This window comes from Bradyrhizobium sp. USDA3010, assembly GCF_056429065.1.
In genome coordinates this window covers 24,374-51,263 of sequence record NZ_JBWJZD010000009.1, presented here as the reverse complement: position 1 = coordinate 51,263, position 26,890 = coordinate 24,374, and the positions used below count along the sequence as shown (strand labels likewise).

At 64.5% G+C, this 26,890-nt stretch carries 25 protein-coding genes; 16 read left to right on the top strand and 9 right to left on the bottom strand.

Annotated elements, in window-relative coordinates; genetic code table 11:
• The first annotated feature begins 6 nt into the window (after nt 1-6).
• From sufD to AC066Y_RS16220, 5 genes are all read left to right on the top strand, one after another.
• The gene (gene sufD / locus AC066Y_RS16240; protein ID WP_478274759.1) at nt 7-1,329 is read left to right on the top strand and encodes a Fe-S cluster assembly protein SufD; all 1,323 of its coding nucleotides are present in this window, start codon (nt 7-9) and stop codon (nt 1,327-1,329) included.
• Nucleotides 1,326-2,573 carry a cysteine desulfurase gene (locus AC066Y_RS16235; protein WP_478274758.1) on the top strand — a complete coding sequence of 416 codons (1,248 nt, stop codon included), beginning with the start codon at nt 1,326-1,328 and terminating at the stop codon, nt 2,571-2,573. The genes sufD and AC066Y_RS16235 overlap by 4 nt, the downstream gene beginning before the upstream one ends.
• Nucleotides 2,570-2,941 (top strand): SUF system Fe-S cluster assembly protein, encoded by a 372-nt coding sequence (locus tag AC066Y_RS16230; RefSeq protein ID WP_092113809.1) that lies wholly within the window; start codon nt 2,570-2,572, stop codon nt 2,939-2,941. Before AC066Y_RS16235 ends, AC066Y_RS16230 begins: the two co-directional genes overlap by 4 nt.
• 66 nt (nt 2,942-3,007) lie before the next feature.
• Nucleotides 3,008-3,406, top strand: a complete 399-nt coding sequence (locus AC066Y_RS16225) for a HesB/IscA family protein (protein ID WP_478274757.1) — start codon at nt 3,008-3,010, stop codon at nt 3,404-3,406.
• Nucleotides 3,407-3,560: 154 nt separating this feature from the next.
• The gene (locus AC066Y_RS16220; RefSeq protein WP_478274756.1) at nt 3,561-4,022 is read left to right on the top strand and encodes a TfoX/Sxy family protein; all 462 of its coding nucleotides are present in this window, start codon (nt 3,561-3,563) and stop codon (nt 4,020-4,022) included.
• A 35-nt stretch (nt 4,023-4,057) separates the two neighbouring features.
• Here the strand turns inward: AC066Y_RS16220 and AC066Y_RS16215 are convergent, their stop codons facing one another.
• The 3 genes from AC066Y_RS16215 to AC066Y_RS16205 all read right to left on the bottom strand — a co-directional run bounded on the left by AC066Y_RS16215 (nt 4,058) and on the right by AC066Y_RS16205 (nt 8,327).
• Complete coding sequence (locus AC066Y_RS16215; RefSeq protein WP_478274755.1) at nt 4,058-5,125, bottom strand: GGDEF domain-containing protein; 1,068 nt, start codon at nt 5,123-5,125, stop codon at nt 4,058-4,060.
• Between the two features lie 305 nt (nt 5,126-5,430).
• The gene (locus tag AC066Y_RS16210) at nt 5,431-6,924 is read right to left on the bottom strand and encodes a DEAD/DEAH box helicase (protein WP_478274754.1); all 1,494 of its coding nucleotides are present in this window, start codon (nt 6,922-6,924) and stop codon (nt 5,431-5,433) included.
• A gap of 449 nt (nt 6,925-7,373) precedes the next feature.
• Entirely contained in the window at nt 7,374-8,327 is a 954-nt protein-coding gene (locus AC066Y_RS16205) for a helix-turn-helix transcriptional regulator (RefSeq protein ID WP_478274753.1), read from the bottom strand.
• 250 nt (nt 8,328-8,577) lie between these two features.
• On the opposite strand from AC066Y_RS16205, the gene AC066Y_RS16200 reads away from it, so the two are divergent.
• The 3 genes from AC066Y_RS16200 (at nt 8,578) to AC066Y_RS16190 (ending at nt 12,356) form a co-directional block, all read left to right on the top strand.
• Nucleotides 8,578-10,074 (top strand): caspase family protein, encoded by a 1,497-nt coding sequence (locus tag AC066Y_RS16200; protein WP_342711124.1) that lies wholly within the window; start codon nt 8,578-8,580, stop codon nt 10,072-10,074.
• Nucleotides 10,075-10,135: 61 nt separating this feature from the next.
• On the top strand, nt 10,136-11,380 hold the full coding sequence (locus AC066Y_RS16195) for an FAD-dependent oxidoreductase (RefSeq protein ID WP_478274752.1): 1,245 nt from the start codon (nt 10,136-10,138) through the stop codon (nt 11,378-11,380).
• A gap of 199 nt (nt 11,381-11,579) precedes the next feature.
• A complete protein-coding gene (locus AC066Y_RS16190; RefSeq protein WP_478274751.1) occupies nt 11,580-12,356 on the top strand; it encodes an outer membrane protein in 777 nt (258 codons plus the stop codon).
• Nucleotides 12,357-12,430: 74 nt separating this feature from the next.
• On the opposite strand, the gene AC066Y_RS16185 is transcribed toward AC066Y_RS16190, so the two are convergent.
• The 4 genes from AC066Y_RS16185 to AC066Y_RS16170 all read right to left on the bottom strand — a co-directional run bounded on the left by AC066Y_RS16185 (nt 12,431) and on the right by AC066Y_RS16170 (nt 16,977).
• Nucleotides 12,431-13,201: a glucose 1-dehydrogenase gene (locus AC066Y_RS16185; protein WP_478274750.1), complete on the bottom strand. Its 771-nt coding sequence runs from the start codon at nt 13,199-13,201 to the stop codon at nt 12,431-12,433.
• 198 nt (nt 13,202-13,399) lie between these two features.
• Nucleotides 13,400-14,191 (bottom strand): outer membrane protein, encoded by a 792-nt coding sequence (locus AC066Y_RS16180; RefSeq protein WP_478274749.1) that lies wholly within the window; start codon nt 14,189-14,191, stop codon nt 13,400-13,402.
• A gap of 228 nt (nt 14,192-14,419) precedes the next feature.
• A complete protein-coding gene (gene parE / locus AC066Y_RS16175; protein ID WP_478274748.1) occupies nt 14,420-16,480 on the bottom strand; it encodes a DNA topoisomerase IV subunit B in 2,061 nt (686 codons plus the stop codon).
• Nucleotides 16,481-16,608: 128 nt separating this feature from the next.
• On the bottom strand, nt 16,609-16,977 hold the full coding sequence (locus AC066Y_RS16170) for a hypothetical protein (protein WP_478274747.1): 369 nt from the start codon (nt 16,975-16,977) through the stop codon (nt 16,609-16,611).
• A 188-nt stretch (nt 16,978-17,165) separates the two neighbouring features.
• Here AC066Y_RS16170 and AC066Y_RS16165 point away from each other — a divergent pair, with 188 nt between their 5' ends.
• The 6 genes from AC066Y_RS16165 to AC066Y_RS16140 all read left to right on the top strand — a co-directional run bounded on the left by AC066Y_RS16165 (nt 17,166) and on the right by AC066Y_RS16140 (nt 22,491).
• Nucleotides 17,166-17,696, top strand: a complete 531-nt coding sequence (locus AC066Y_RS16165) for a DedA family protein (RefSeq protein WP_478274746.1) — start codon at nt 17,166-17,168, stop codon at nt 17,694-17,696.
• Between the two features lie 154 nt (nt 17,697-17,850).
• Entirely contained in the window at nt 17,851-18,840 is a 990-nt protein-coding gene (locus tag AC066Y_RS16160; protein ID WP_478274745.1) for an MBL fold metallo-hydrolase, read from the top strand.
• 221 nt (nt 18,841-19,061) lie between these two features.
• A complete protein-coding gene (locus AC066Y_RS16155) occupies nt 19,062-19,736 on the top strand; it encodes an FMN-binding negative transcriptional regulator (protein WP_478274744.1) in 675 nt (224 codons plus the stop codon).
• Nucleotides 19,733-20,779, top strand: a complete 1,047-nt coding sequence (gene argC, locus AC066Y_RS16150) for an N-acetyl-gamma-glutamyl-phosphate reductase (protein ID WP_478274743.1) — start codon at nt 19,733-19,735, stop codon at nt 20,777-20,779. Before AC066Y_RS16155 ends, argC (AC066Y_RS16150) begins: the two co-directional genes overlap by 4 nt.
• Nucleotides 20,780-20,900: 121 nt before the next feature.
• Nucleotides 20,901-21,881: an N-acetyl-gamma-glutamyl-phosphate reductase gene (gene argC / locus AC066Y_RS16145; RefSeq protein ID WP_478274742.1), complete on the top strand. Its 981-nt coding sequence runs from the start codon at nt 20,901-20,903 to the stop codon at nt 21,879-21,881.
• Nucleotides 21,882-21,897: 16 nt separating this feature from the next.
• Nucleotides 21,898-22,491 (top strand): class I SAM-dependent methyltransferase, encoded by a 594-nt coding sequence (locus tag AC066Y_RS16140; protein WP_478274741.1) that lies wholly within the window; start codon nt 21,898-21,900, stop codon nt 22,489-22,491.
• A gap of 43 nt (nt 22,492-22,534) precedes the next feature.
• Here AC066Y_RS16140 and AC066Y_RS16135 read toward each other — a convergent pair whose 3' ends face one another.
• A complete protein-coding gene (locus AC066Y_RS16135) occupies nt 22,535-22,933 on the bottom strand; it encodes an MAPEG family protein (RefSeq protein ID WP_478274740.1) in 399 nt (132 codons plus the stop codon).
• A 127-nt stretch (nt 22,934-23,060) separates the two neighbouring features.
• Nucleotides 23,061-24,869 (bottom strand): PHA/PHB synthase family protein, encoded by a 1,809-nt coding sequence (locus AC066Y_RS16130; protein WP_478274739.1) that lies wholly within the window; start codon nt 24,867-24,869, stop codon nt 23,061-23,063.
• Nucleotides 24,870-25,162: 293 nt separating this feature from the next.
• Here AC066Y_RS16130 and AC066Y_RS16125 point away from each other — a divergent pair, with 293 nt between their 5' ends.
• Complete coding sequence (locus tag AC066Y_RS16125) at nt 25,163-25,450, top strand: hypothetical protein (protein WP_176535054.1); 288 nt, start codon at nt 25,163-25,165, stop codon at nt 25,448-25,450.
• A 215-nt stretch (nt 25,451-25,665) separates the two neighbouring features.
• Nucleotides 25,666-26,886: an LL-diaminopimelate aminotransferase gene (locus AC066Y_RS16120; RefSeq protein WP_478274738.1), complete on the top strand. Its 1,221-nt coding sequence runs from the start codon at nt 25,666-25,668 to the stop codon at nt 26,884-26,886.
• The last annotated feature ends 4 nt before the right edge of the window (nt 26,887-26,890 follow it).

Here is a 26,890-nt window from a genome sequence, read left to right as displayed (position 1 = left end):
TCTCAGATGAACGTTGTTGCAAAGACCGAGACCGGGCGCGCCCTGGGCGATGTGTTCGCCGTCGCGCGCGACCGTCTGCCGGGCAAGGGCAAGATCGCCGATCAGCGCCGCGAGGCGTTCGAGGCCTATGAACGATCAGGCCTGCCGCATCGCCGCATCGAGGATTGGAAATACACTGACCTGCGCGCGCTGATGCGCGAGGTGCTGCCGCTGGCCCCTGCGCCGGATGCAGCGGCACTGAAGCGCGCCGCTGATGCGGTCAAGCTGCGGGCGATCGACGGCGTGCGCCGTTTGGTGCTGGTCGATGGCGCGTTCGCGCCCGACCTCTCCGACCTCGGCAATCTCGAAAAGGGGCTGAGCATCCGCCCGCTGCGCGAGGTGCTCGACGCCGGCGAGGACGCGCTTTCCGCCCAGGCCTTTGCGTCAGACACGTCCAATCCGATGATTGCGCTGAACGGCGCGATGGCGACCGATGGCGTCGTCATCGACGTCGCCAATGGGACGGTGCTGGCCCAGCCGCTGCACATCGTGCACGTCGCCTCTGGCGCGACACCTGCCGCGATGTTCACGCGCTCACTGCTGCGGCTCGGCCGCGATACCGGCGTGACGCTGGTTGAGAGCTGTCTCGCCGGCGAGGGCGCCAAGGCCTACCAGACCCATGATGGGCTGATTGTCGCGATCGGCGACAATGCGCGGCTCGATCATGTGCGTCTGGTCGAAGACGGCGTCGATGCCTTCAACATTTCCTCGGCGACCGTAACGCTCGGCGCGCACGCCCATTTCAACACGTTTGGTCTGACCTCGGGCGGTCATGTCAGCCGCTATCAGCTGACGGTCACCTGCGCCGGCGAAGGCTCCAATGTCGAGACCAACGGCGTCAATCTGATCAACGGCAAGCAGCACGCCGACACCACGCTGTTCATGGATCACGCGGTGCCGCACTGCGCGAGCCGTGAGATCTTCCGTGCCGTCGTCGACGACCGCGCCCATTCCGTGTTCCAGGGCCGCATCATCGTCCGTCCCGACGCCCAGAAGACCGACGCCAAGATGATGACCCGGGCGCTGCTGCTGTCCGACGACGCGGAAGCCGACAACAAGCCGGAGCTCGAGATCTTCGCCGACGACGTCACCTGCGGTCACGGTGCGACCACCGGTGCGCTCGACGAGAGCCTGCTGTTCTACATGCGCGCCCGCGGATTGCCGGAGAAGGAAGCGCAGGCGCTGCTGATCCAGGCCTTCGTCGGCGAGGCGATCGAGACGATTGCCAGCGACGCGTTGCGCGAGGTCGCAATTGCCACCGCGCAGCGCTGGCTTCAGGCGAGGGCGTGAGCATGCACAAGGCGGTCGCCAACGGTTCTTACGACGTCGCTCTGGTGCGGCAGGATTTCCCGGCGCTCGCCATGCAGATTTACGGCAAGCCGCTGGTCTATCTCGACAACGCGGCGTCGGCGCAGAAGCCGAATGCGGTGCTCGACCGCATGACCGAGGCCTACAAGAGCGAATACGCCAACGTACATCGCGGCCTGCATTACCTCGCCAATGCCGCGACGGAGGCCTATGAGGGCGCCCGCGGCAAGGTCGCCCAGTTCATCAACGCCCGTCGCAATGAAGAGATCGTCTTCACCCGCAACGTCACCGAGGCGATCAACCTGGTGGCATCCTCCTGGGGCGGGGTGAACATTGGGGAGGGCGACGAGATCGTCCTCTCGATCATGGAGCACCACTCCAACATCGTGCCGTGGCACTTCCTCCGGGAGCGTCATGGTGCCGTGATCAAGTGGGCGCCGGTCGACGACGAAGGCAACTTCCTGATCGAGGAGTTCGAGAAGCTCCTGAGCCCGCGCACCAAGATCGTCGCGATCACCCAGATGTCGAACGCGCTTGGAACCCTGGTTCCGGTCAAGGAAGTGGTCCGGCTCGCTCACGCCCGCGGCATTCCGGTGCTGGTCGATGGCGCTCAGGGCGCGGTGCATCTGCCGGTCGACGTCCAGGACCTCGATTGCGATTTCTACGCCTTCACCGGCCACAAGGTGTACGGGCCGACCGGCATCGGCGCGCTCTATGCCAAGCACGAGCATCTGGTGGCGATGCGGCCGTTCAACGGCGGCGGCGAGATGATCCGTGAAGTGGCCAAGGACTGGGTCACCTATGGCGATCCGCCGCACAAGTTCGAGGCCGGGACGCCGCCGATCGTCGAGGCGATCGGGCTCGGTGCTGCGATCGACTACGTCAATTCGATCGGCAAGGAGCGCATCGCCGCGCATGAGCACGAGCTACTGACCTACGCGCAGGACCGTTTGCGCGAGATCAACTCGCTGCGCGTGATCGGAACCGCCCGCAACAAGGGCCCGGTGATCTCGTTCGAGATGAAGGGCGCGCATCCCCACGATGTCGCGACCGTGATCGACCGGCAGGGCATTGCGGTGCGTGCCGGCACCCATTGCGTGATGCCGCTTTTAGAGCGGTTCAACGTCACGGCCACCTGCCGCGCATCCTTCGGGATGTATAATACAAGGGAAGAAGTCGACCATCTGGCGCAAGCGCTGATCAAGGCGCGGGAATTGTTCGCATGACCGATACAGCCGAAGTCAAGACGGCCACCATGGAAACCACCTCGGCGCTGCCCGCGGAGGAGACTGAGCGCATGAGCGGCGAGATCGTCGCGGCGCTGAAGACGGTGTTCGACCCGGAAATCCCGGCCGACATCTACGAGCTTGGCCTGATCTACAAGGTCGATCTCAAGGATGACCGCTCGGTCGACATCCTGATGACGCTGACCACCCCGAACTGCCCGGCCGCCGGCGAGTTGCCGCAGATGGTCGAGAACGCGGTTGCCAGCGTCCCCGGCGTCGGCGTCGTCAGCGTCAACCTGGTGTGGGATCCGGCCTGGACGCCGGACCGGATGTCGGACGAGGCGCGCCTCGTCCTCAATATGTGGTGATGCGTTAGGGGATTGGACTTAGGCTCGAGAAAGATCGGCAATTGATTTGCCGCTGGGACTGACCACATGAGTGACATGACACAAGCCCCACCGACCCCAGCCAAGCCGAAGCGGCCGCGCCCGCAGGTCATGAGACTGACCGATGCCGCGGCGGAGCGGATCACCGAGCTGACCAAGCGCGCCGATTCCGAGATCGTCGGCCTGCGGGTCGGCATCAAGAATGGCGGCTGCGCCGGACAATCCTACACCGTCGAATACGCCCACGAGATCCGCCCGACCGACGAAGTGGTCGAGGACAAGGGCGTGAAGATCCTGGTCGATCCGAAGGCCGTGCTGTTCCTGCTCGGCACCGAGATGGACTACGTGGCCGACCGGATGCAGGCCCAGTTCGTGTTCAACAACCCGAACCAGGTCTCCGCCTGCGGCTGCGGCGAATCGGTGCAGCTCAAGCCGGCGACGGTCTGATCGCTGCTGTGCCCTCGCGAGCGAGCGCGCAATCGTGCTCGCGCCTTGGATCCGATACCCTCCATCGTTGCGTGTTGACGCCGTCGTCGACCATACTGCGTTGCCAACAGGCTGCGGCTGGCGCGTTCGGCCGCGCTGGAACAATGGTGGGAGCATGGACCGCGAATTCCTGACCGACCTGTTCGCCGATTTCGGCCCGGTCACGCTGCGCCGGATGTTCTCCGGCTACGGCATCTCCGCTGACGGCACCAACTTTGCGCTGGCTTTACGCGCCGGGCTCTACTTCCGCGCCGACGAGGAGACGATCCCGCAATTCGAGGCCGAAGGCTGCGGACCGTTCCAGTACCAGACCCGCGCCAAGACGGTGACGGTGAACTCGTACTGGCAACTGCCGGCGCGGCTGTTCGATGATGCCGAGGAGCTTGCGGTCTGGGCGCGTTCCGCCCTCGGCGCCGCCCAGCGCGCCGCGCTGCGCAAGCGTCCGAGGAAACGGGCGGCTGCGCGGACGGCGAAGGAGCCTGCAAAGAAAGTTGCGGGAAAGAAGACAGCGGCGCGGAGGCCGAACGCAAAACCGTCCTCAGTTCCGAAGAAGCGCGTGAAACGGAAACCATCCTGAGCAGCGCTGCGCGCGTCTCAAGGCGCGTTGAGAGGTCACGCCACCCGGGTCTGGGTCTCGGCGCTGTATTCCGGGTCGGCTTCGCAGATCACGCGGTTGCGGCCGGCGCGCTTGGCGGCATAGAGGCAGGCGTCGGCGCGCTCGATCAGGGAATCCGTGTCGTCGGCAGGCTTCAGTATGGAGACGCCGACCGAGATCGTGACACGGCCGAGGATCTCGCCGGTCGACTTCTTCTTCAGTTCCTTGGCCATCACGGCACGGCGGATGTGGTCGGCGACCGTCAGCGCCTGGCGCAGCGCAGTGTTCGGCAGCACCACCGCAAATTCCTCGCCGCCATAGCGGGCGGTGATATCCTGGCCCTTGATGGTCTGCTTCAGCGACTGCGCCACCAGCCGCAGCACCTGGTCGCCGGTGAGATGGCCGTAGGAATCGTTGAACGACTTGAAGTGATCGATGTCGAACATCAGCAGCGACAGCGGCTCGCCGCTGGCGAGCGCAGTCTGCACCGCCATGTCGATCGAGCGGTCGAAATATTTCCGGTTGCCGAGGCCGGTGAGCGGATCGGTCAGGCTCTCGGCGCGGATCGCCTCAAGGCTGTGTTGCAGGTCGCTGATCTCCGACATCGACAGCGCGAGCCGGTTCTCCAATGCCTGATTGGTCTCGCGCATCTCGCGCGTCGATTTGGCCAGCCCCTCGACGATGGTCTTGATCTGGTCGCGCGTGGTCGCGGTCGAGAGGCGGTCGCTGGCGCCGACGAGGCTCGCGTCGTAAGTCGCGGACACGCCGAGCGCGTCGGTGATCAGCCGCATGACGGCGTCGATCTCGCCGATGACGCGCGCTCCGACCTTGTCGATGCGGTCCGATGTCTTGATGTGCGAAAGGTAGGTTTCGTAGATCTGCTCGAGATCGGATTCAGAGAGCTTGCCGCTGCGCGCCAGCGTCTCGTTGATGACCTTGTTGAGCGGTGCGTTGTATCCGGTCGCGTAGACGTACCAGATTTCGTAGTTGCGCGGCACGGCGGTCTGGCGGAGCGAGCGGATCTGACCAAGCGCGACTTCGGCAAAGGCCAACGTACGTTCGTGTTCGTCCAGCAGCTTGACCACTGTTACGTCCTCAATGCACGCAATGCCGATCATGCCCGGCAGCAATGACTAAATTAATTGGCGCGAAGGTACGGGACGAGAATGAAGGCAAGGTAAACAGTGGAACTACGGGGATTTCACCGCGACTAATGTCATACGAGCTCGATTCCGGCGTGGTCGGGCCCGGCTTTCGCAAGCTTCCCTTGCTCGCCAGTGCGCCGCGAAAACTGCGCGCATTTGCTTCAAACGCGAGGGATCAGCGTGTGCGTCCGTCGCCTGCGGCGACCGGGAAAACCGCCGCTGGTGCGGCGGCATCGGAGCCGGCCTTAGGCGCGTGCGCGCACAGGCCGCAGCAGGAAGGCGGGCAGGTGCGAATGATCGGCGGGCTCATGGTCCACCTCGCGCTGCGGCCGCGATGGCTCGGCACGCCCGATCGACGGCACGTGCGACGGGGTGGCCCGGGGAGAGGTGCCGCGGCCGTGGCGCGGTTCGCGCTCCGGCTTGGCTGCACGCTCCTGGCGGGGCTCCTGGTCCTGACGCGGCTCGCGTTCACCCTGACGCGCTTCGCGTTCACCGTGACGCGGCTCGCGTTCACGTCGCGGCTTGCGGCCGCCACGGGCACCGTCGCGCGAACCTTCGCGGCCGCGCGCGCGGCGCGGCGCGGCGTCGTCGTCCGAGGCTTCGCTGTGAACGGTGAAGTCGCCCTCGGCGCGCGGGATCGCCTGGCCGATCAGCTTCTCGATCGCCGTCATCGACTTGCTGTCGAGCGAGGTGACGATCGAGATCGCGGTACCGGTGCGTCCGGCGCGGCCGGTGCGACCGATACGGTGGACGTAATCGTCGGGGTGGTGCGGCACGTCGAAATTGAAGACGTGGCTCACCGCGGGAATGTCGAGGCCACGGGCAGCGACGTCGGAGGCGACGAGCAACGGAATCTCGCCCTTGCGGAATTGATCCAGCGCCGCGGTGCGGGCGGACTGATCCATGTCGCCGTGGAGGGCGCCGACACTGAAGCCGTGCTTCTGGAGTGATTTGTGAAGGACGGCGACTTCGCGCTTGCGGTTGCAGAAGATAATTGCGTTGTTGAGATCCTTGGCGTCGCGCAGCAGGCGGCGGAGGATCTCGCGCTTGTCATGTGCCTCGCGACCGGCCGGGACCTGCAATTGCGTGACGGTGACGGCGGTGGTCGCGGGTTTGGAGACTTCGATCCGCGCAGGATTGTGCAGGAAGGCCTCGGTGATGCGGCTGATCTCCGGGGGCATCGTCGCGGTGAAGAACAGGGTCTGCCGCGTGAACGGGACGAGCTTGCAGATGCGTTCGATGTCGGGAATGAAGCCCATGTCGAGCATGCGGTCGGCTTCATCGATCACCAGCAGCTCGACGCCGGTGAGCAGCAATCCGCCGCGCTCGGTGTGGTCGAGCAGGCGGCCGGGCGTTGCGATCAGAACGTCGACGCCGCGCATCAGCTTGGAGTCCTGGTCGCCGAACGAGACGCCGCCGATCAGCAGCGCCACGTTCAATTTCTGACCGGCGCCGTATTTGTCGAACTGCTCCTTCACCTGCGCGGCAAGCTCGCGGGTCGGCTCGAGGATCAGGGTGCGCGGCATGCGTGCCCGCGCGCGGCCCTTCTCGAGGAGGGTGAGCATCGGGAGAACGAAGGCAGCGGTCTTGCCGGTGCCGGTCTGGGCAATGCCGAGGACGTCGCGCCGGGCGAGGACGTGCGGGATTGCCTGTTCCTGGATGGGAGTGGGGGTGGTGTAACCGGTGGCCGCAACTGCGGCGAGGACCTTATCGGACAGGCCTAGATTGGAAAAAGACATTGAGCCTCTGGTCGAAACCGCCGTTCGGCATCGCAGGTAAAAGGCTGTCGCGTTCGGCCCCGAAACGGCTCGCTTTTCTATAAAGCTCGGGGGCTCTGGCTAACGCTGACGGACGGCAAACCTGACGAATCGCGTTTCGATCCGAGGGCCGCGTTGCCCGCAACATAGGGGCGAAAGCGGTAAAGTCAATCTTGGAACCAGCCGATAGCCGAAAAAGCTTAACGTTTTCGCCAAAATAACCGCCGTTTCCGTCATTTGGCGGTCAAATGAATCACTGGCCCCTGTCTGATAGCAAAGCCTCCCAGCAGGCGCACGCGCTGTTTTTCACCCGGTACTCGCCGGGCGTCAGACCCTCGGGCTGGCGCGAATCCGGCTTACGGGATGGCGGCGCCTTAGCAACCCGCAAGACCGCGGTTGAGCCGGTCAGCCGGAATTGCCGCTTTCCGCGCTCAGGGCACTCGTGACCGGTAATCGCCTGGGGTCATCGATTCGGATGCATTGAACAGACGATAGAACGTCGCAAGGCTCTCGAAGCCGCAGGCGAAGGCGACCTCTGCGATCGTCTTTCTCGGCTGCTCGCGGAGCAGGCGGCGGCTTTGCGCGAGCCGGAGCGCGGTGACGGTCTCCGAGAAGGTCTGCTCCGTTTCCTCGAACAGGATGTGCAGGTGACGGACCGAGATGCCGAGCAGGCCGGCAATCAGGGTTGGCGTCAACGCCGCGTTCGAGAGATGCCGCTTGATCAGGCGGCGGGCGAGCGACAGATGGGCGCTTCGCAGGGCCTGCTGCGCGAGCCGACTCTTTGGCCGCATGATGCCGCGCTCGATCAGCGCGATGTGGGCGAGCGCCTGCACCATCGGGGCCGCGTCCGCCGGGGTGGCGTCATGGCCTTCGACGAGGTCGCGGAAGCAGGATTCCAGCAGTGGCCGCAGCGCGGCCTCATCCTGCATGGGCCTCGGGACCAGTTCGCCGAGCTCGGCACCCGGCGGGACGATGTTCGTCACCGGGATCTTGATGATGCGCAAATGGAAGCCATCATCGCGCAGCGGAACGGTGCGATAGGGCAGGTCCGAATAGCTGGTCGCGAACATGCCGTCGCGCACCGCGAATTCATCGAGCCGCGCGCCGCCGAACCAACCGCCACCGCCGAGCTGCTGGTAGATGCACAGGCTGTCGCTGCGCGCGTCCGCGATGTCGCCGGCGCGTCGCTCGACGCGGTAGGGCGAGGCACGCAGCTCGACCAGCCCGGCGTCGCCGAGCTGGCGCAGCGAGAACTCGCCGAAGAAGTCGCGGCGGCGCTCGGGTTCGAGTTCTGCGGTGACGCCGAACAACCCCTTGGCGCGGACCTCGCGCCAATAGTCGAAGCGATCCCGGGGATCGACTTGCTCAGTGGACCATGTGTACACGGAAAAGCCCCTGGAATGCCCTTGGGACGTGCGGAGAGCTCGCGCCGGATGGAAGCCGAAATCTATCACGCGGGCCGTAAAAAGAAACTTGACCTGGAACGGGCGGGACGCCTCATGGGGGCCAAGAGGGACGCCAAGGGGGCGGTCACGACGGCCATTCGGCGTCGGCCTTGAACCGGCCAAACGGCTGATCCGACTATTAGGAGGCGGTCGCACGAGCGGCGCACTTGTCGTGCAGGCGGGAATTGGGATGAAGAGCTGGCTTTCGAGACTTTCAGCGGCGCTGTTGGCGGTCGCCTTTGTCGCATCGGCGGCGCCCGCCCAGGCTGAAAAGCGCGTCGCGCTGGTGATCGGCAACAATGATTACAGGAACGTGCCCAAGCTGCAGAAGGCGGTCAACGACGCCCGCACCATGGGCGACACGCTGAAGCAGCTCGGTTTCAACGTCATGGTGGCCGAGAATTTGAACCGGCAGGCGTTCTCCGAGACGCTGCTCGCCTTCGACCGCGCCGTCGAACCCGGCGACACCGCGTTCTTCTTCTATGCCGGTCACGGCTTTGAGATCGCGGGCCAGAATTTCCTGCTGCCGACCGACGTGCCGGCCGCCACCGAAGGGCAGGAGGAACTGGTGCGCGACGCTTCGGTTCTCGCCGACCGCATCATCGAGCGGTTGCAGAACAAGAAGGCGCGGACCTCGATCCTGGTGTTCGACGCCTGCCGCAACAATCCGTTCGAGCGCGCCGGCACGCGCGCCGTTGCCGGCGGCGGTGGCCTCGCGCCGATGACGCAGTTGCCCGAAGGCGTGTTCTCGGTGTTTTCGGCGGGGCCGCGCCAGACCGCGCTCGACCGACTCTCGAACGACGACGCCAATCCCAATTCGGTGTTCACGCGAACCTTTGCCAGGGAGTTGCTGCAGCCCGGCGAGAACCTCGTGCAGGTCGCGCAGCGCACGCGCCGCCTGGTCAGCGAGATGGCCGAGACCGTGAAGCACAAGCAGATCCCGGTCTATTTCGACCAGATGGTCGACGACGTCTTCCTGAACGGGATCGCGAAGGGGCAGGCCGAGGCGGCCAAGCCGTCGGCTCCGCCGCAGCAGGTGGCCGCGCTGCCGCCGGTCTCGGTGCCGAAGCTGCCGAAGGACGATTCCATCAATGCGCCGATCGCGAGCTTCTCGCGGCACAATGGCGGCTGGACCGTCGTGTTCTCGATCGCTGATCCGACGCTCGGCATCTCCTGGCGGATCGGCGATAGCGGCGATTTCCGCGAAACCGGCTTCATGGACACGCTCGACCCGCGCACGCGCAAGCGGATGCCCAATCCATCGATCGAGCTGCCGGCCGATGCGCCGGCGGCCACGATCGAGCTTCGCTATGTCGATACGCAGGGCGAGATGCAGGGGCCGTTCCCGATCAAGTTCGATCCCGACGCTGCGCTGATCCGCGACCAGCGCAAGATCCTCGACATGACCGCGACGAGCTGGCTGTCGTTCCGCGAGTTCAACGGGTTGCTCGTCTACTACACGCACCTGATGTCGTACCGCTGCGCGATCCGCGAGGTGCGGATCGGCATCGACACCGCGGTACCGGACAAGGTGTTGAAGATGCCGGCCTGCAATTCGCGCGATCCGAGCGCAATCCCGTCCGACGCGCAGCCCTATCTGAAGCTCGCGCCGCAGACCAAGTCGGTTTCGGTGGAGCTGACCTACCGCGACGGCAGCGTGTCGGAAATCAAGACGTTCAGGCGATAGCACAGCATCCTTGTCATCCGGTCTGCGTTACAGTCGGCGAGGCAGCGATAAGGACGGCATCATGGATGCAGGCAATCCGGCAACGGCGAAGACGCGTCAGATGAAGGTGCGCTGCTGCGTCGTCGGCGGCGGGCCGGCCGGCATGATGCTCGGCTATCTGCTCGGGCGCGCCGGGATCGATGTCGTGGTGCTGGAGAAGCACGCCGATTTCCTCCGCGACTTCCGCGGCGACACGGTGCATCCGTCGACCCTGCAGGTGATGGACGAGCTCGGTCTGATCGACGGCTTCCTGAAGCTGCCGCACCAGGACATCCAGAAGCTCGAAGGGATGTTCGGCGGCACCTCGGTGCGGATCGCCGACCTCAGCCGCCTCAGCGTCAAATATCCTTTCATCGCGATGATGCCGCAGTGGGACTTCCTCAGCTTTCTGCGCGAGAGCGGCAAGCGTTTCCCCTCGCTGCAGGTTTTGATGAGCGCCGAGGCAACCGACCTGATCCGGCGCGGCGACGCTGTTGCAGGCGTCCGCGTGAAAACGCCTGATGGCCCCATCGAGATCGAGGCTGATCTCACGATCGGCTGCGACGGCCGCCATTCGATCGTGCGCGAGCATGCCGGCCTCGACGTCGAGGAGATCGGCGCGCCGATGGACGTGCTGTGGTTTCGCGTCGGGCGGCGTCGGGACGAGACCGAGAATCTGTTCGCCCGCGTCGACGACGGCAAGATGATGGTGACGTTCGATCGCGGCGACTATTGGCAATGCGCCTATGTGATCGCCAAGGGACAATACGAGGCCGTGAAGGCGAGGGGATTGCCGGCGCTGCTCGACGATGTGCTGCGGCTCGCGCCGATCCTCAAGGCCGGCATTGCCGACGTGAAGAGTTTTGACGACGTCAAGCTGCTTACGGTTGCGATCAACCGCCTGACGCGCTGGACCCGTCCCGGCCTGCTCTGTATCGGCGACGCCGCGCACGCGATGTCGCCGATCGGCGGCGTCGGCGTCAACCTCGCGGTGCAGGACGCGGTCGCGACCGCCAACATCCTGGCGGCCAAGCTCGCAGCTGGCTGTCCGCCGGAGGACGAGCTCGATGCCGTGCGGCGGCGCCGCGAATTCCCGGTCCGGGTGACGCAGCGCATGCAGGTGATCGCGCAGAACAACATCATCAGCGCTGCGCTGAAGGGCGGCGATCAACCGGTACCGTTCGCGTTGCGGTTGATTACCGCGATGCCGTGGCTGCAAGGGCTGACGGCGCGTCTTGTCGCGATCGGGGTGCGGCCGGAGCACGTCCATTCGCCGGCGGCGCACTGACGGGCATCGCGCGCATGGAAGGAATTTATCAAGGATAACAGCTCCTTAAGGGAGCCGCTAGAAGTTGCGTGATTGCAACAGACAGATATGATTCGAAACCGTCGTACACGGATTCTGCAGGGCCGGTTGCCGCGGTTTGCTTTTGGTAAGGGTCTCTCTGGGAAAGCTCGTCTCCATCAGACAATCTGGGGATGCCGCCATGTCTCATGCCAAATTCATTGCCGCGCTGATCGTGACCACGGCGCTCGGCGTCGGTGCTGCGTCGGCCGCCGACCTTGCAGCCCGTCCGTACACCAAGGCGCCGGCCTATGTGGAAACGCTCTACAGCTGGTCCGGCTTCTACATTGGCGGCCATGTCGGGGGCGCCTGGACCAACGAGCAGTGGGTCAACAGCGCGAACACGACGGCGTTCGGCGATCTCGCGCCCGGCCAGGGCTTTCGGCAGCGCGGCTCGGGCTTCATGGGTGGCGGTCAGATCGGCTACAATTGGCAGGCCAACAATTACGTGTTCGGCGTCGAGGGCACGATCTCCGGGCTCGACAATTCCGGCCGCGTCGCCAACACGGTGTTCGGCGTCGGCCGCGACGATCAATTCAGCTGGCGCTCGAACGTCATGGCAACGATCGTCGGTCGTGCCGGCTACGCGATCCAGAACAACCTGCTCTATTTCAAGGGCGGCTATGCCGGCGTGAACAACCGCCTGTCCGTCGTCGACAACCTTCCGCCGGCAACCGGCTCCGGCAGCCAGACCCATTGGGCCAGCGGCTGGACGGTCGGCGCCGGCTGGGAATACGGCATCACCCGCAACTGGACCATCGGCGTCGAATACAACTACGCCGCCTTCGAGCGTCAGACCTATCAGCTCGCCGGCACCGCGGCGGGGACCTACACGTTCGATGCCAAGCCGCGCGATATCCAGTGGGCGGTGGTGCGGATGAACTACAAGTTCGACGCGCCGGTCATCGCGCGCTACTGAACGACACTGAGGCGAACAGGATGCAGGAGCCCCGGCCAGCGCCGGGGCTCTTGTATTTCATGGATCCTGTGTTTTCAGGCCATCACCGAATAGCCGCCGTCGACGGGGATCGCGGTGCCGGTGACGAAGTCCGACGCCGGCGAGGCCAGGAACACGGCGATGCCCGCGAAGTCGTCGATGGCTCCCCAGCGGGCCGCCGGCGTGCGTGCGAGCACGCGCTCGTGCAGTCCGGCGACCTGCTGGCGCGCGCCCTTCGTCAGATCGGTGTCGATCCAGCCGGGAAGGATGGCGTTGACCTGGATGTTGTCGGGGGCCCAGGCGTTGGCGCAGGCGCGGGTGTACTGCACGATGCCGCCCTTGCTTGCGGCATAGGCCGCAGCGAAGCTCGCGCCGAAGATCGACATCATCGAGCCGATGTTGATGATCTTGCCGTGGCCCGAGGCCTTGAGCGCCGGATAGGCCGCCTTCGAGCACAGGAAGGCGCTGGTGAGGTTGGTGTCGATCACCTTGCTCCACTCGTCGAGCTCGAGCTCGTGCGGCGGCTTGCGGATGCTCATGCCGGCGTTGTTGACGAGGATGTCGATCCGGCCGAGCTCGCCGATGACCCGCTCGACCATGGCCGCGACGGCGGTCTTGTCGGTCACGTCGGTTGTCACCGCGATCGCCTTGACGCCGCGCTGGCCGAGATCCTCGACGGCAGCCTTCGATTTCGCCTCGTTGCGGCCGACCACGGCAACCGCCGCGCCGGCGTCCGCCAGGCCGCGCGCCATGCCAAGCCCGATGCCGCCATTGCCGCCGGTGACGATCGCGACCCGGCCGGAGAGATCAAACTGTCCGTTTCTCATTGTTGTTGTCCGCTGTGGTTTGAATCCGGTCGCGAGAGTGCCGGATCGCCGCAGCGCTGACCAGATCGGGCGCGGCCGGTCGGCCCTGCACCGCGAGGGGTGCGCGCGAGCTTGTTCTGGAAGACGTTCGGGCAACAAAAAAGCCCCGGGCAATGCCGGGGCTTTTCGTCTGCTATCTCAGCAGGATCAGTACTCAGCTCAGTATTTGGCAACAACCGGACCGGTCCAGTTGAAGCGGTAGACCAGCGAGGTGCTGATGGTCTGGACGAGCGGCTTGAAAGTGATGTCGCGGCCGTTCGAGATGTTGGTGACGTCGGCGAGTTCCGAGATGTTCTTGCTGTCGTAGTAGGCAGCACGGTACTCGGTCTTCATGAACCAGCCCGGCGCGGTGATGCCGAAGATGTTCAGGTTGTTCTCGACGCCGCCGCCGACGAACCAGCCGCTGCGATCGAAGCCGTTGGTGTGCAGGCCCGAGGGAAGAGCGGTCGCGGTGTTGAACAGCGTGGTGCCCTTCCAGTGCGAGCTGGAGTAACCGGCGTTGACGTAGGACAGAACGTTCGGAGCGACCAGATAACCGAGGCGCGCACCGGCAGCCCAGCTGTAGTCGTTCTTGATGTTGCCGGCGAGGAACGGACCCTGGTCCTGGATCGTGCCCTTCAGGCTGCCGAATTGACCGTCGGCGAACACGCCGATGACCCAGCTGTTGGCGGTCTGCCAGTCATAGCCGGCGCCAACGGTTCCGTACCAGCCGTCGCCGCCCTGGCGCTGGTTGAAGCCGAGGATCGGCGCGCCCGTGACGGTCGACTGGACACCGGTGTCAGCGTCCCAGACGCCGCCGCCGCCACCGCCGAAGATGTAGAAGCCGGTCCAGCTCGGAGCGACTGCGATCGGGGCAGGAGCCTTGGTGTAGGGGCGGGCGGCCAGATCGGCAGCCGACGCGGAACCCGTCATCGCAGCAACCGCGGTCAGAGCGAGCAAAACCTTCTTCATATCCAAATCCTCGACTTTAGCGTTCGATCGGGTCGCTGACGGGAGCGCGATCGCACCGATTCCCGAAACTCATGTCAGGACTATACGTGGTTCCGCCGGAAATGCTGTTGCGGGTGAGACACAACCGCCCGAAAACGAAACCGCGGGCACTCTCCGAAAACGCGAATGAAAACGGCCGCCCCGATCGAGGGGCGGCCGGAAAATCATTTCAAATCAGCTGGTTGGGGCCTAAACGTCGAGCAGATCGTCGCTCGCGAATTCGGCCTTATCGGAGATGAAGGCAAAGCGGGCTTCCGCCTTGCTGCCCATCAGCCGCTCGACCGAGTCGGCGGTGCCCTCACGATCGTCGGCAAGCAGCACCACGCGCAGCAGCGTGCGCTTGGCCGGATCCATCGTGGTTTCCTTCAGCTGCGCCGGCATCATCTCGCCGAGGCCTTTGAAGCGATTCACCTCGACCTTGGCGTTGGCATTGAATTCGCTCTTGAGCAACTCTTCCTTGTGGGCGTCGTCGCGGGCGTAGACCGACTTGGTGCCGTGCTTCAATTTGTAGAGCGGCGGCACCGCCAGATAGAGATGTCCCTCGTCGATCAGCCGCGGCATCTGCCGGTAGAAGAAGGTGATCAGGAGCGATGCGATGTGCGCGCCGTCGACGTCGGCATCGGTCATGATGATGATGCGCTGATAGCGCAGATCCTCTTCGCGGTAGTGCGCGAGCGTGCCGCTGCCGATCGCCTGCACGAGATCGGAGAGCTGCGCGTTGGCGGTCAGCTTGTCCTTGCCGGCAGAGGCGACGTTGAGGATCTTGCCGCGCAGCGGCAGCACGGCCTGCGTCTTGCGATCGCGTGCCTGCTTGGCGCTGCCGCCGGCCGAGTCGCCTTCGACGATGAAGAGTTCAGAGCCTTCGGTGCCGGCATCGGAGCAATCCGCGAGCTTGCCGGGAAGGCGCAGCTTCTTGCCGGCGGTCTTGCGCGCGGTTTCCTTTTCCTGGCGGCGGCGCAGCCGCTCCTCGGCGCGATCGATCACGAAGTCGAGCAGCCGGTTGGCCTGGTTCGGATTGCCTGACAGCCAGTGGTCGAACGGATCCTTCATCGCCTGTTCGACGATGCGCTGCGCTTCGGCGGTGGCGAGGCGATCCTTGGTTTGGCCCTGGAATTCAGGCTCGCGCACGAACACCGAGAGCATCACGGCCGCGCCCACCATTACGTCTTCCGAGGTGATCGAGGCCGCGCGCTTGCCCTGGCCGGCACGCTCGGCGTGGTCCTTCAAGCCGCGCAGCAATGCGCTGCGCAGGCCCGATTCATGCGTGCCGCCATCGGGTGTCGGCACCGTGTTGGTGTAGGACGACAGGAAGCCATCGGCGTCGGCAGTCCAGGCCACCGCCCATTCGCACGCGCCATGCGCGCCGCTGCGGCCGGACTTGCCGGAGAAGATATCCTGATGCACCAGCGTGTCGGCATGGATCGCCGCGGCCAAATAGTCCTTCAGGCCGCCAGGGAAGTGAAACTTGGCTTCCGCCGGGACGTCTTCGACACCCTTCAACAGCTCCTGATCGCAGCGCCAGCGGATTTCGACGCCGCCGAACAGATACGCCTTCGAGCGCGTCATCTTGAACAGACGCTGCGGCTTGAAGGCCGCCTTGGCGCCGAAAATATCCGTGTCCGGTTTGAAGCGGATGCGCGTGCCACGGCGGTTGTTGATCTTGCCGAGGTCTTCGAGCTTGCCCTTGGGATGGCCGCGCTCGAAGGTCATGCGGTGCAGCTGCCCGCTGCGCGCGACCTCGACCTCGAGCCGTGAGGAGAGGGCGTTGACCACGGAGACGCCGACACCGTGCAGACCGCCCGAGGTCTCGTAGACCTTGGAGTCGAACTTGCCGCCCGAATGCAGCGTGCACATGATGACTTCGAGAGCCGACTTCTTCGGGAATTTCGGATGCGGATCGACCGGAATGCCGCGGCCATTGTCGGTCACGGTCAGGAAGCCGTCGGTGGTCAACTCCACGTCGATGAAGGTGGCGTGACCGGCGAGGGCCTCGTCCATGCAGTTGTCGATCACCTCGGCGAACAGATGGTGCAGCGCCTTTTCGTCGGTGCCGCCGATATACATGCCGGGCCGCCGGCGGACCGGTTCCAGCCCTTCCAGCACCTCGATATCAGCCGCCGTGTAGCCGGCTTCGGCGCTTCCCGCGGGCCGGGAAGCAGCCTTCGCCGGGGCGCGTCCCTTCGGCTCCGGGGCTCCGAACAAATCGTCGGCAGATTTACTTTTGGCGTTTGATTTCAGTGGTTTGGACATGGTTCTTCAAGTGGTGCGCCGGTCTGGGCGCAGCGAATCGGTTGCTCTGACTATGCCACGGATGGGCTGCCAAATGGGGGCGGCCGCGCCGTGAAGGCCCGGCCGCCTGTGTAGATAGGAGCCTGCGATTACGCCCGCGAGGTGCGGAATACAACGACCGTGAACAGGGCCATGGCGGCAACCACCATCAGCGATCCCACGATCGGCGCCGCCTCGAACGCGGGACCCTTCAGCAACACCGCGGCCACACCGGCCGGAAACAGGATGCCGCCGGCGATATGCAGCCAGCCCTGGATCCTGGCGAGCAACATGGTTCCTGCCGCCGGCACCAGCCGGTAGTACAGGCCGAACAGGAACAGCAGCACGCCGCCGACGAGATTGAGATGGGCATGCGCCGGCCCCAACGTGAAGTCGTGCTGGATACCCATGGCGATGCCCGCGAGCATTCCGAACAACAAGACGAGAACGCCGACGCACATCATCAGTGACCCGATCATCCAGTGATTCCTTTTTCTTATGAGGGAGGTGCCAGCCAGCCCGGACCGCAGGGGCCTTACCGGAAATCACGTTTGATCCCCGCCTTTGTGACTTGATGTCACGCAATGGGCTGGCTTACCTGTTCTTAGGCTGTGTGCCGCTACAAAGGTTCATTCAGTTTTCAACGCCGCGGAGGGCACTCGACGAGATGGAAGACCTTGCGCGGGCCCTGGCCGAATTCGTCCGCCATCACCAGGCCTGGGCCGCTCCGATCGTCATGCTGCTGGCGTTCGCTGAATCGCTCGCCTTCATCTCGTTGCTGGTGCCCGCCTGGGGTGCGCTGGTTGCGATCGGCGCCCTGATCGGCGTCAGCGGGATCAGTTTCTGGCCGATCTGGATCGCGGGCGGCATCGGCGCCGCACTCGGCGACTGGGTCTCCTACTGGTTCGGCTATCGCTACAAGGAGCACGTCGCCCAGATGTGGCCGCTGTCGCGCTATCCGGAGATCCTGCCGCGCGGCGAGGCCTTCGTGAAATCCTGGGGCGTGCCCAGCATCTTCATCGGCCGCTTCTTCGGCCCGCTGCGCGCCTCGGTGCCGCTTGCGGCCGGCATTTTCGAGATGTCGTACTGGCAATTCCAGATCGCCAATTTCGTCTCCGCGCTGGTCTGGTCGGCGGCGCTGCTGTTGTTCGGCGACGTCATTGCCCATGCCATTGAGTGGGTATGGCGGGTAGTGTAGCAAGCGCCGGAATAAGGCCGTCGGGCAGGGGTTAGGCGGCAGGACAACTGCTCGCGCCGTTGTCATCGCATGGGCATCGAAACGTTGATAAGACCTCGCCCCACAAAGCGCGAATTCATCGGGCGCCGTCACCGTCTCACCGGGAGGACAACACATGGAATTGACACGACGTCACGCTCTCGCCGGTGCCGCCGGCCTCGCAGCCGCGCCATTGTTGCCGGTTGTTTCCGCCAGCGCCGCTGCGCCTGCCGCCGACAAGCAGGCGCCGAGCTTCTATCGCTACAAGGTCGGCGACATCCTCGTCACCGCGGTGTCCGACGGAAAAAATGTCTTCAAGCTGGAAGATTCCTTCATCCCGAATGCGAAGCGGGACGATGTCAACGCGGCGCTGGAGAAGGCGTTCATGCCGCGGGACATGGTGTCGATCTGGTTCGCGCCGCTGGTGCTCAACACCGGCGGCAAGCTGGTCGTGATCGATACCGGCAACGGTGCGCTGGCAAGGGTCAACAGCAAGGGTGCCAACGGCCTGTTCGCCGACAATTTCGCCGCGGCCGGCTTTGATCCGAAGAACGTCGACATGGTCGTGATCTCGCACTTCCATACCGACCATGTAAACGGGCTGCTGACAGCCGAGGGCACGCCGGCGTTCCCGAATGCCGAAGTGCTGGTGCCGGCGACCGAATGGAAGTTCTGGATGGACGACGGCGAGATGAGCCGGGCGCCGGCCGGCCGCATGCAGGGCCTGTTCAAGAACAATCGGAATATCTTCGAGGCCGGCCTGAAGAAGGAGGTCACGCCCTATGAGTGGGGCAAGGAGATCGCGCCGGGGCTGACCTCGGTCGAGACCGTCGGCCACACGCCGGGCCACACCTCCTACGTGCTGGCTTCGGGCCCGGACAAGGTCTTCATCCAGTCCGACGTCACCAACAATCCCAACCTGTTCGCGGCCAACCCCGGTTGGCATGCGTTCTTCGACCAGGACGGCGACGTGGCGGAGAAGACCCGCCGCCGCATCTACGACATGGTGGTTGCGGAGCGGCTTCAGGTGCAGGGTTATCACTATCCGTTCCCGGGCCTCGGCAATGTGGTCAAGGACGGCAACGGCTACCGCGTCGTGCCGGCGCCGTGGAATCCGGCGATCTGAACGGTTTTCCTTGACGCAAAATGGGCGCGGCCTTATAGCCGCGCCCATGATCAACGCCGCGACCATCATCATCGCCCGCCGCCGCCGCATTCTCGCGGTATGGGCGGTCGCTCGCGTTTAAGACCATCGCCTCTGCCGCCGGATCTTCTCCCGCGGCGCTCTCCTGAAAAAAGACACGCGGTTCGATCTGGCGGCTCCTTCGTCACGCAGGAGTTTCGACCATGTATACGCCACCGCCCTTCAAGCCTGACCGCGCCGCGAGCCTCGGCTTTGCGGAAGCGCGCGGTTTCGGTATCGCCTGCGCGTGGGACGGCGGCAAGCCGATCGCCTCCGCGCTGCCGTTCTATTTGAGCTACGCCGCCGACGGCACGCCGCGGGCGCTGTTTCATGTTGCCCGTCACAATCCACTGGTAAAGCTGGCGCACGGGGGCCCTTGGCTGCTGGCCGTCACCGGCGCGGATGCCTATGTGTCGCCGGACTGGTATGTGTCGCCCGATCAGGTGCCGACCTGGCTCTATCAGGCCGTTCATCTGACGGGGCCGGTGCGGATCCTGTCGGATGAGGAACTTGCGGCTCAGATCGACGCGCTGAGCGCCAAGTTCGAGGACCGGCTGCTGCCGAAAAAGCCGTGGGTGTCGGGCAAGATGACCGCCGCGCGGCTGGAAGCAATGAAGAAGGCCATCGTGGGCCTCGAGATGATGGTGGAAGAGGTGGAGGGCAGTTTCAAGCTGAACCAGCACAAGTCTGAAACCGATTTCGCGGCGGTCGGCAACACGCTCGCATTACAGGCCGAAGCCGGTGCCCGGGACATCGCGGCTTTGATGCGCGAGGTGCGCCCGCAGGCTTTCGCGATGATACAGGCCGAGATGACGACGCTTCCGAGGAGCGAGCAATGACGAAGAAGAAAATCGGAATTTTGGGCGCGTCCGGCTACACCGGCGCCGACGCGGTGCGCCTGTTGGCGCGGCACCCGAATGCCGAAATCACCGCGCTTACCGCCAACACCCATGCCGGCAAGGCGATGAGCGAGGTGTTCCCTCACTTCTTCATGCTCGACCTGCCAAAACTCGTGGAATGGGAAAAAGTCGACTGGACGTCGCTCGATGCCGCGTTCTGCGGACTGCCGCATGGGACGACGCAAGAGATCATCGCCGCGGTGCTGAAAGCCAATCCCAGAATCAAGATCCTCGATATGTCCGCGGATTTCCGGCTGCGCAACAAAGACAGCTACGCGCAATGGTACGGCCATGAGCACCGGGCGCTCGAATTGCAGGACGAGGCCGTCTATGGGCTGACCGAACTCTACCGGGAGAAAGTCACGGCCGCGCGGCTGGTGGCCTGTCCCGGCTGCTATCCGACGGCGGTGCTGCTGGCGCTTGTTCCGCTGGCGAAGGCAAAGCTGATTGACGTCGACGAGATCATCATCGACGCAAAGTCGGGCGTCACCGGCGCCGGACGCGGACTGAAGCAGAACACGCTGTTCAGCGAGGCCGGCGAAGGCTTGTCGCCCTATTCGATCGGAAGCCATCGACACTCGGCGGAGATCGAGCAGGAGATCGGCGCAGCCGCTGGCTCGGCTGTGACAGTGAACTTCACCCCGCATCTCATTCCGATGGCGCGGGGTGAGTTCTGCACATCTTATGTCAAGCTCAACGGGGCTAGGCCCGACGATTTGCGCGCCGAGCTGGAAAAGGCCTACGCCAACGAGCCGTTCGTATATGTGACGAAGAAGGGCGTGCTACCACAGACGCAGAACGTGCGCGGTTCGAATTACGTTCAGATCGGCGTGGTCGCCGACCGGATCAAGAACCGCGCCATCGTGCTCTCGACGCTCGATAATCTTGTGAAGGGGTCGGCCGGACAGGCGATCCAGAATATGAACCTGATGTTCGGCTTGCCCGAAACCACCGGGCTGGAGCAGATCGCGCTGTTTCCGTGAGCGGGGGTTGTTGTCGTGGACGAGGATGCGCTCAATCCAGGGATAACAGCTCCGGACTGGCAGCGCAGGTGCGGCCAGACGTGTTAGCAAACGAAACGAACGGGCTCGAAAGGAGCATGTCATGACCGTCACCGATACCAACCAGCCGAAAACCAAGAGCGGTGCGACCAAGGCAACCGTGTTCGTCGACGGGGCGTCCGGCACCACCGGCCTCGGTATCCAGGAGCGGCTGCACGCGATCGGCGACGTCGCGGTGAAGCACATCGCCGACGACAAGCGGAAGGATGCAGGCGCCAAGCGGGCGCTGATGGAGGAGGTGGATCTCGTGATCCTCTGCCTGCCTGACGAGGCCGCCAAGGAGACGGTCGCGCTGATCGACACGATGGGCAATTCGGCGCCGAAGGTGCTCGACGCGTCGACCGCCTATCGCGTCGCGCCCGACTGGGCCTACGGTTTCGCCGAGCTCGCGCCCGACCAGGCCGACAAGATTCGCACCGCGCAGAAGGTCTCCAATCCGGGCTGCTATCCGACCGGCGCGATCGCGCTGCTGCGGCCGATCGTGGATGCCGGCCTGCTGCCCGCGGATTATCCCGTCACGGTGAATGCGGTGAGCGGCTATTCGGGCGGCGGCAAGTCGATGATCGCAAGCTTCGAGGACGGCTCGGCGCCCTCCTTCGAGCTCTATGGCCTCGGCTTCGAGCACAAGCACGTGCCGGAGATGCAGCTTTACTCGCATCTGACGCGGCGGCCGATCTTCATCCCGTCGGTCGGCAACTACCGGCAAGGCATGCTGGTCTCGGTGCCGCTGCAGCTCGACACGTTGCCGGGCAAGCCGACCGGCGCAGACCTGCAGGCTGTTCTGGCGACGTGGTATGCCGGCAGCAAACACGTTTCGGCGATGCCGCTGCAAAACGAAGCGGCCAAGGGCGGGCGGATCGAGCCGGAGGCACTCAACGAGACCAACCAGCTCGAGCTTTACGTGTTCGCCAGCGACAAGCATCGCCAGGCCGTGCTGGTCGCCCGGCTCGACAATCTGGGCAAGGGCGCCTCGGGTGCCGCGGTGCAGAACATGCGGCTGATGCTCGGACTGGCCGACACCTGACGGCGAGGTGCGCGTCGTGGATGACGCCACGCTGCAATTCTACCGGCGCAATGCCGAAGCCTATGCCGGGTGGGCGAAAGCACCGTCCACCCGGCTGATCGGCTTTCTCGAGCTGCTGCCGCCGGGCGGCGCGATCCTCGAACTCGGCTGCGGCGCCGGCAATCATGCCGCGGTCATGCTTGCCGAGGGCTTCGTGCTGCGCGCGACCGACGGGTCCCCCGAGATGGCTGACGTCGCGGCGCGGCGCATCAACCATCCCGTCGAGGCGATGCTGTTCGATGAACTCGAGGACCTGGAGGCCTATGACGGCGTCTGGGCCAGCGCCTGCCTGCTGCATGTGCCGCGCGACGAATTGGCCGGCATTCTCAGTCGCGTCCATCGGGCGCTGAAACCCGGCGGCATCTTCTACGCGAGCTACAAGATCGGCCATGGCGATGGCCGCGACAGCATCGGCCGCTACTACAATTATCCCGCGGCCGACTGGCTGGCGGCGACCTACGTCGCGTCAGGGGCGTGGGTCCAGGTCTCGTCCGACACCAGCGAGATCAAGAGTTTCGACGAGGCGCCTGCGACGATGCTGCACGTCGTCGTGCGCAAGGGCGAGGAATAGCGCCGGCGCAGTCGTCACCGCGGCCGGCGCGAGAATGTGTTGCTCAGACGATCTTGAAGATCGCGAGCGCCAGCACCGCCTGGGCGAGGAAGCCCACCGTGAAGGCCACGGTGCGGAACACCGGCAGCCCAAGCGTGTAGACGATCAGATGCGCGACGCGGGCCCAGAAATACACGGCGCAGGCCAGCACGGTCCATTTGGTGGAATAGTCGGCCGCGTTGAGGATCAAGACCAACGGCGCGAAAATCACGAGATTTTCGACCGCGTTGTCATGGGCGAACATCAGCCGGTTGGCCCATTCCGCGTGTGGCTTGTCGTTGCGCGAGGGATTGCCCATGGCGCCGGAGAGGCCGCGCACCTGGCAGCGGTTGATGATGTAGGGAATCCACAGCAGCCCGGTCAGGATCACCGTCAGCGACAGCCAGAACAGTTCGCGCGTCATCGTCTCCCCCTCACGTGAATTCGATTCCCGACCGTCGGGACCATCTGTTTATAGCTGAGCGGAAGACTTGGCGCCACGCGAAGACTTTGCGCTACGCGAAGACTTGGCGCTACGCGAAGACTTGGCGCTACGCGCGGACGCGGACATAGCTGCCCGGAGCGTCCTCGAGCACGGGCACCCCGTTCGAGCCCACAATGCGCGCCGGCACCGTCTCCGGATCATGGCTTTCCAGCCAGCCGCGCCAGTCGGGCCACCACGATCCCTTGTGCTCCTCGGCGCCTTTCAGCCAGTCGGCGAGCTTCATGTCCCTGATGTTGTCGTTGGTCCAGTACTGGTACTTCTTCGAGGCGGGCGGATTGACCACGCCGGCGATATGGCCGGAGCCGGCCAGCACATATCTCACCGGGCCGCCGAAGAACTGCGAACCGTAGAGCACCGATTCCGCCGGCGCGATGTGATCCTCGCGTGCCGCGAGGTTGTAGACCGGCACCTTCACCTTCGACAGATCGAGCAGCGTGTTGTCGAGTACCATCGTGCCGGTCGACAGCCGGTTCTCCAGATAGCAGTTGCGCAGATAGTAGGAGTGGTTCGACGAGGGCATCCGCGTCGCGTCCGAATTCCAGTGCAGCAGGTCGAACGAGGAGGGCGGCTGGCCCTTCAGATAATTGTTCACGACATACGACCAGATCAGGTCGTTCGAGCGCAGCATGTTGAAGGCCATCGCCATCTTGCTGCCCTCGAGCACGCCGGATTCCTGCATGTCGCGTTCCAGCGCCGAGATCTGGTCCTCGTCGACGAATACCAGAAGGTCGCCGGCGTGGGTGAAGTCGACCTGCGCGGCAAAGAACGTCGCCGACGTCACGCGCTGGCGGCGCTTCTCGGCGAGATAGGCGAGCGTCGAGGCGAGCATGGTGCCGCCGACGCAATAGCCGGCGGCGTGCACCTTCATCTCGCCGGTGACCTTCTCGATCACGTCCATCGCCGCGAGCGGGCCCTCGGTCATGTAGTCGGCCCAGGTCTTCTTGCCGAGCTCCTTGTCCGGATTGACCCAGGAGATCACGAACACCGTGATGCCCTGGTCGACGCACCATTTGACGTAGGATTTCTCGGGGCGCAGATCGAGGATGTAGAACTTGTTGATCCATGGCGGCACGATCAGGAGCGGCGTGCGCAGCACGTTCTCCGTCGCCGGCGAATACTGGATCAGCTGCATCAGCTCGTTCTGATAGATCACCTTGCCCGGCGTCGTCGCCATGTTGACGCCGACCTCGAGGTTGCTCGAATCGGACTGGCGGATCCGCAGCGTGCCGTGGCCGGCCTCGATATCCTCGGCCAGCATCTTCATGCCGCGGACCAGATTGTCGCCATTGGTCTCGACGGTGGCGCGCAGCACTTCCGGATTGGTCAGCACGAAATTCGACGGCGCCAGCGCGTTGGTGATCTGCTGGACGTAGAATTCGGCCTTCTTGCGGGTATGCGGATCGATTCCGTCGGCGTCGTGGACCAGCTGCTGCGCCCATTTCGCGGTCAGCAGATAAAGCTGGAGGATGAAGTCGAAGAACTGATTCGATTTCCACTCCGGGTCCTGGAAGCGCTTGTCGCGCGGGGCCGGCGCGATCGCCGGCTTGGCATCGGCTTCGCCGGCCATGCGGCGCACGGCCGATCCCCAGAGATCGAGGTAATCCTTGCCGAGCTGCATCTGCAGCGACGAGGCGCGTTCCTTGTCGGCCAGCCAGTATTCGGCGATCACGCTGAAGGTCTTGATGACCTCACCGAGCTCGTTCGGCGGCTTGTCGCGGACTTCCCCGGTCTGGCGCGGCTTGAGATAGGCGGCCAGCGCCTGGCCGCTGCTCTCCATCGCCCGCGCGATGTTCATGGCGAAGGCTTCGGCGTTGAATTTCGGGGCGGCTTGGGTGTCGGTACTGACGTTGCTCATCTGAGGGACAATATCGCTTCGTTTGGAGGGCGTCATCGCGCGGTGCGGCAAGGAAAATCAGTCAAAAGCCGATGTTTCGCTCTGTTGCGGTGCGATAAAAAAATCTTTGTTCCGTCATATTGAAGCCTCAGGGGTCGCATTTGGTGTTCACGCTTTAAGCGTTTCGGGCGACAATGGTTTGAAACGGCTAAAGCCAGGATTAATGCAGCAGGGACGCTGCAAGGCTCGTACCAGTGCGACCCGTGTCGGCAATGTGCGACGTGCGCGCTAGCTTGTTGGGGACAATTCGGCGCATGCCGATCGATCGAATGAACAGGGGGCTCGCGGCCGCAGCGCTGCTCGCGTCGATGCTGGCGCTGAGCGGTTGCTCGAGCACGATCGCCGATATGGCCATGCCGGCCGATGCGCCGGCGCGGCAAAAGGATGCCAACGGCTACCTCCCGGTGCACGACATTCCGCCCGACCGCGCCGATCCGACGATCAAGCCGGCGGATCAGGCCAAGATCGAGCAGGAGCTGGTTGCCGCGCGTGATCGCCAGGCCCAGGCTCAGGCCGCGACGGCAGCCCAAAGCGGAAAGTGAGCGCGCGAGATTGGCCGATCAGCGCTGGCGCCGTCCGGCGGCCGTGCTAAAAGAAACCCAATTCAACCGCAGATCCGGCCGCTGTCCCCAGACCGTGCGCCTGAATTCGCTCTAAATCATTGATTCAGTGCGATTTCTGTAAGAGGCCGAGCCGGCTTCCGCAAGTCAACCAAGGGGGACGATTCTGGCATTGCGGTTGTCGGAGCAAGAGGCCCATGGAAGATTTTTACCGCATTCGCCGTCTGCCGCCTTACGTCTTTGAAAAGGTCAACCAGGCCAAGGCGGCCGCGCGCAATGCCGGGGCCGACATCATCGACATGGGCATGGGGAACCCGGATCTGCCGACCCCGCCCCACGTCATCGAGAAGCTCAAGGAGACGCTGGGCAAGCCGCGGACCGACCGCTACTCGGCCTCCCGTGGCATCAACGGCCTGCGCAAGGCCCAGGCCGCCTATTATGGGCGCCGCTTCGGCGTCAAGCTGAACCCCGATACCCAGGTGGTCGCGACGCTCGGCTCGAAGGAGGGGTTTGCCAACGTTGCGCAGGCGATCACCGCGCCCGGCGATGTCGTGCTGTGCCCGAATCCGAGCTACCCGATCCATGCGTTCGGCTTCCTGATGGCGGGCGGCGTGATCCGTTCGGTGCCGTCGGAGCCGACGCCGCAGTTCTTCGAGGCGGTCGAGCGGGCGATCCAGCATTCGATTCCGAAGCCGATCGCGCTGATCGTCTGTTATCCGTCGAACCCGACCGCCTATGTCGCGGACCTCGACTTCTACAAGGATCTGGTCGCGTTCGCGAAGAAGCACGACATCTTCATCCTGTCCGATCTGGCCTATGCCGAAGTCTATTTCGACGAGAACAAGCCGCCGCCGTCGGTGCTGCAGGTGCCCGGTGCGCTCGACGTCACCGTCGAATTCACCTCGATGTCGAAGACGTTCTCGATGGCCGGCTGGCGCATGGGCTTTGCGGTCGGCAATGAGCGCATCATCGCGGCACTGGCGCGGGTCAAATCCTATCTCGATTATGGCGCCTTCACGCCGGTCCAGGTGGCGGCGACCGCCGCGCTGAACGGTCCCGACGACTGCATCCGCGAGATGCGCGACACTTACCGCAAGCGCCGCGACGCGCTGGTTGAGTCGTTTGGCCGCGCCGGCTGGGACATTCCGCCGCCGCAGGCCTCGATGTTCGCCTGGGCGCCGCTGCCCAAGGCGTTCGAGGCGGTCGGCAGCATGCAGTTCGCGACCCTGATGGTGGAGAAATCCGGCGTCGTGGTGTCGCCCGGCGTTGCGTTCGGCGAGCATGGCGAAGGCTATGTCCGCATCGCGATGGTGGAGAACGAGCAGCGCATCCGGCAGGCCGCGCGCGGCGTACGCCGCTTCCTTGAAAGCGGCATCGAAACGTTGCACAACGTCGTTCCTCTCGCCAACCGGCGCTAATCCT

Coding starts and splice junctions, on each gene's coding strand:
- sufD (WP_478274759.1), top strand. CDS start 7: ATGAACGTTGTTGCAAAGACCGAGACCGGGCGCGCCCTGGGCGATGTG.
- AC066Y_RS16230 (WP_092113809.1), top strand. CDS start 2,570: ATGACCGATACAGCCGAAGTCAAGACGGCCACCATGGAAACCACCTCG.
- AC066Y_RS16225 (WP_478274757.1), top strand. CDS start 3,008: ATGAGTGACATGACACAAGCCCCACCGACCCCAGCCAAGCCGAAGCGG.
- AC066Y_RS16220 (WP_478274756.1), top strand. CDS start 3,561: ATGGACCGCGAATTCCTGACCGACCTGTTCGCCGATTTCGGCCCGGTC.
- AC066Y_RS16210 (WP_478274754.1), bottom strand. CDS start 6,924: ATGTCTTTTTCCAATCTAGGCCTGTCCGATAAGGTCCTCGCCGCAGTT.
- AC066Y_RS16200 (WP_342711124.1), top strand. CDS start 8,578: ATGAAGAGCTGGCTTTCGAGACTTTCAGCGGCGCTGTTGGCGGTCGCC.
- AC066Y_RS16195 (WP_478274752.1), top strand. CDS start 10,136: ATGGATGCAGGCAATCCGGCAACGGCGAAGACGCGTCAGATGAAGGTG.
- AC066Y_RS16190 (WP_478274751.1), top strand. CDS start 11,580: ATGTCTCATGCCAAATTCATTGCCGCGCTGATCGTGACCACGGCGCTC.
- AC066Y_RS16185 (WP_478274750.1), bottom strand. CDS start 13,201: ATGAGAAACGGACAGTTTGATCTCTCCGGCCGGGTCGCGATCGTCACC.
- AC066Y_RS16180 (WP_478274749.1), bottom strand. CDS start 14,191: ATGAAGAAGGTTTTGCTCGCTCTGACCGCGGTTGCTGCGATGACGGGT.
- parE (WP_478274748.1), bottom strand. CDS start 16,480: ATGTCCAAACCACTGAAATCAAACGCCAAAAGTAAATCTGCCGACGAT.
- AC066Y_RS16170 (WP_478274747.1), bottom strand. CDS start 16,977: ATGATCGGGTCACTGATGATGTGCGTCGGCGTTCTCGTCTTGTTGTTC.
- AC066Y_RS16165 (WP_478274746.1), top strand. CDS start 17,166: ATGGAAGACCTTGCGCGGGCCCTGGCCGAATTCGTCCGCCATCACCAG.
- AC066Y_RS16160 (WP_478274745.1), top strand. CDS start 17,851: ATGGAATTGACACGACGTCACGCTCTCGCCGGTGCCGCCGGCCTCGCA.
- AC066Y_RS16155 (WP_478274744.1), top strand. CDS start 19,062: ATGTATACGCCACCGCCCTTCAAGCCTGACCGCGCCGCGAGCCTCGGC.
- argC (WP_478274743.1), top strand. CDS start 19,733: ATGACGAAGAAGAAAATCGGAATTTTGGGCGCGTCCGGCTACACCGGC.
- argC (WP_478274742.1), top strand. CDS start 20,901: ATGACCGTCACCGATACCAACCAGCCGAAAACCAAGAGCGGTGCGACC.
- AC066Y_RS16135 (WP_478274740.1), bottom strand. CDS start 22,933: ATGACGCGCGAACTGTTCTGGCTGTCGCTGACGGTGATCCTGACCGGG.
- AC066Y_RS16130 (WP_478274739.1), bottom strand. CDS start 24,869: ATGAGCAACGTCAGTACCGACACCCAAGCCGCCCCGAAATTCAACGCC.
- AC066Y_RS16125 (WP_176535054.1), top strand. CDS start 25,163: ATGCCGATCGATCGAATGAACAGGGGGCTCGCGGCCGCAGCGCTGCTC.
- AC066Y_RS16120 (WP_478274738.1), top strand. CDS start 25,666: ATGGAAGATTTTTACCGCATTCGCCGTCTGCCGCCTTACGTCTTTGAA.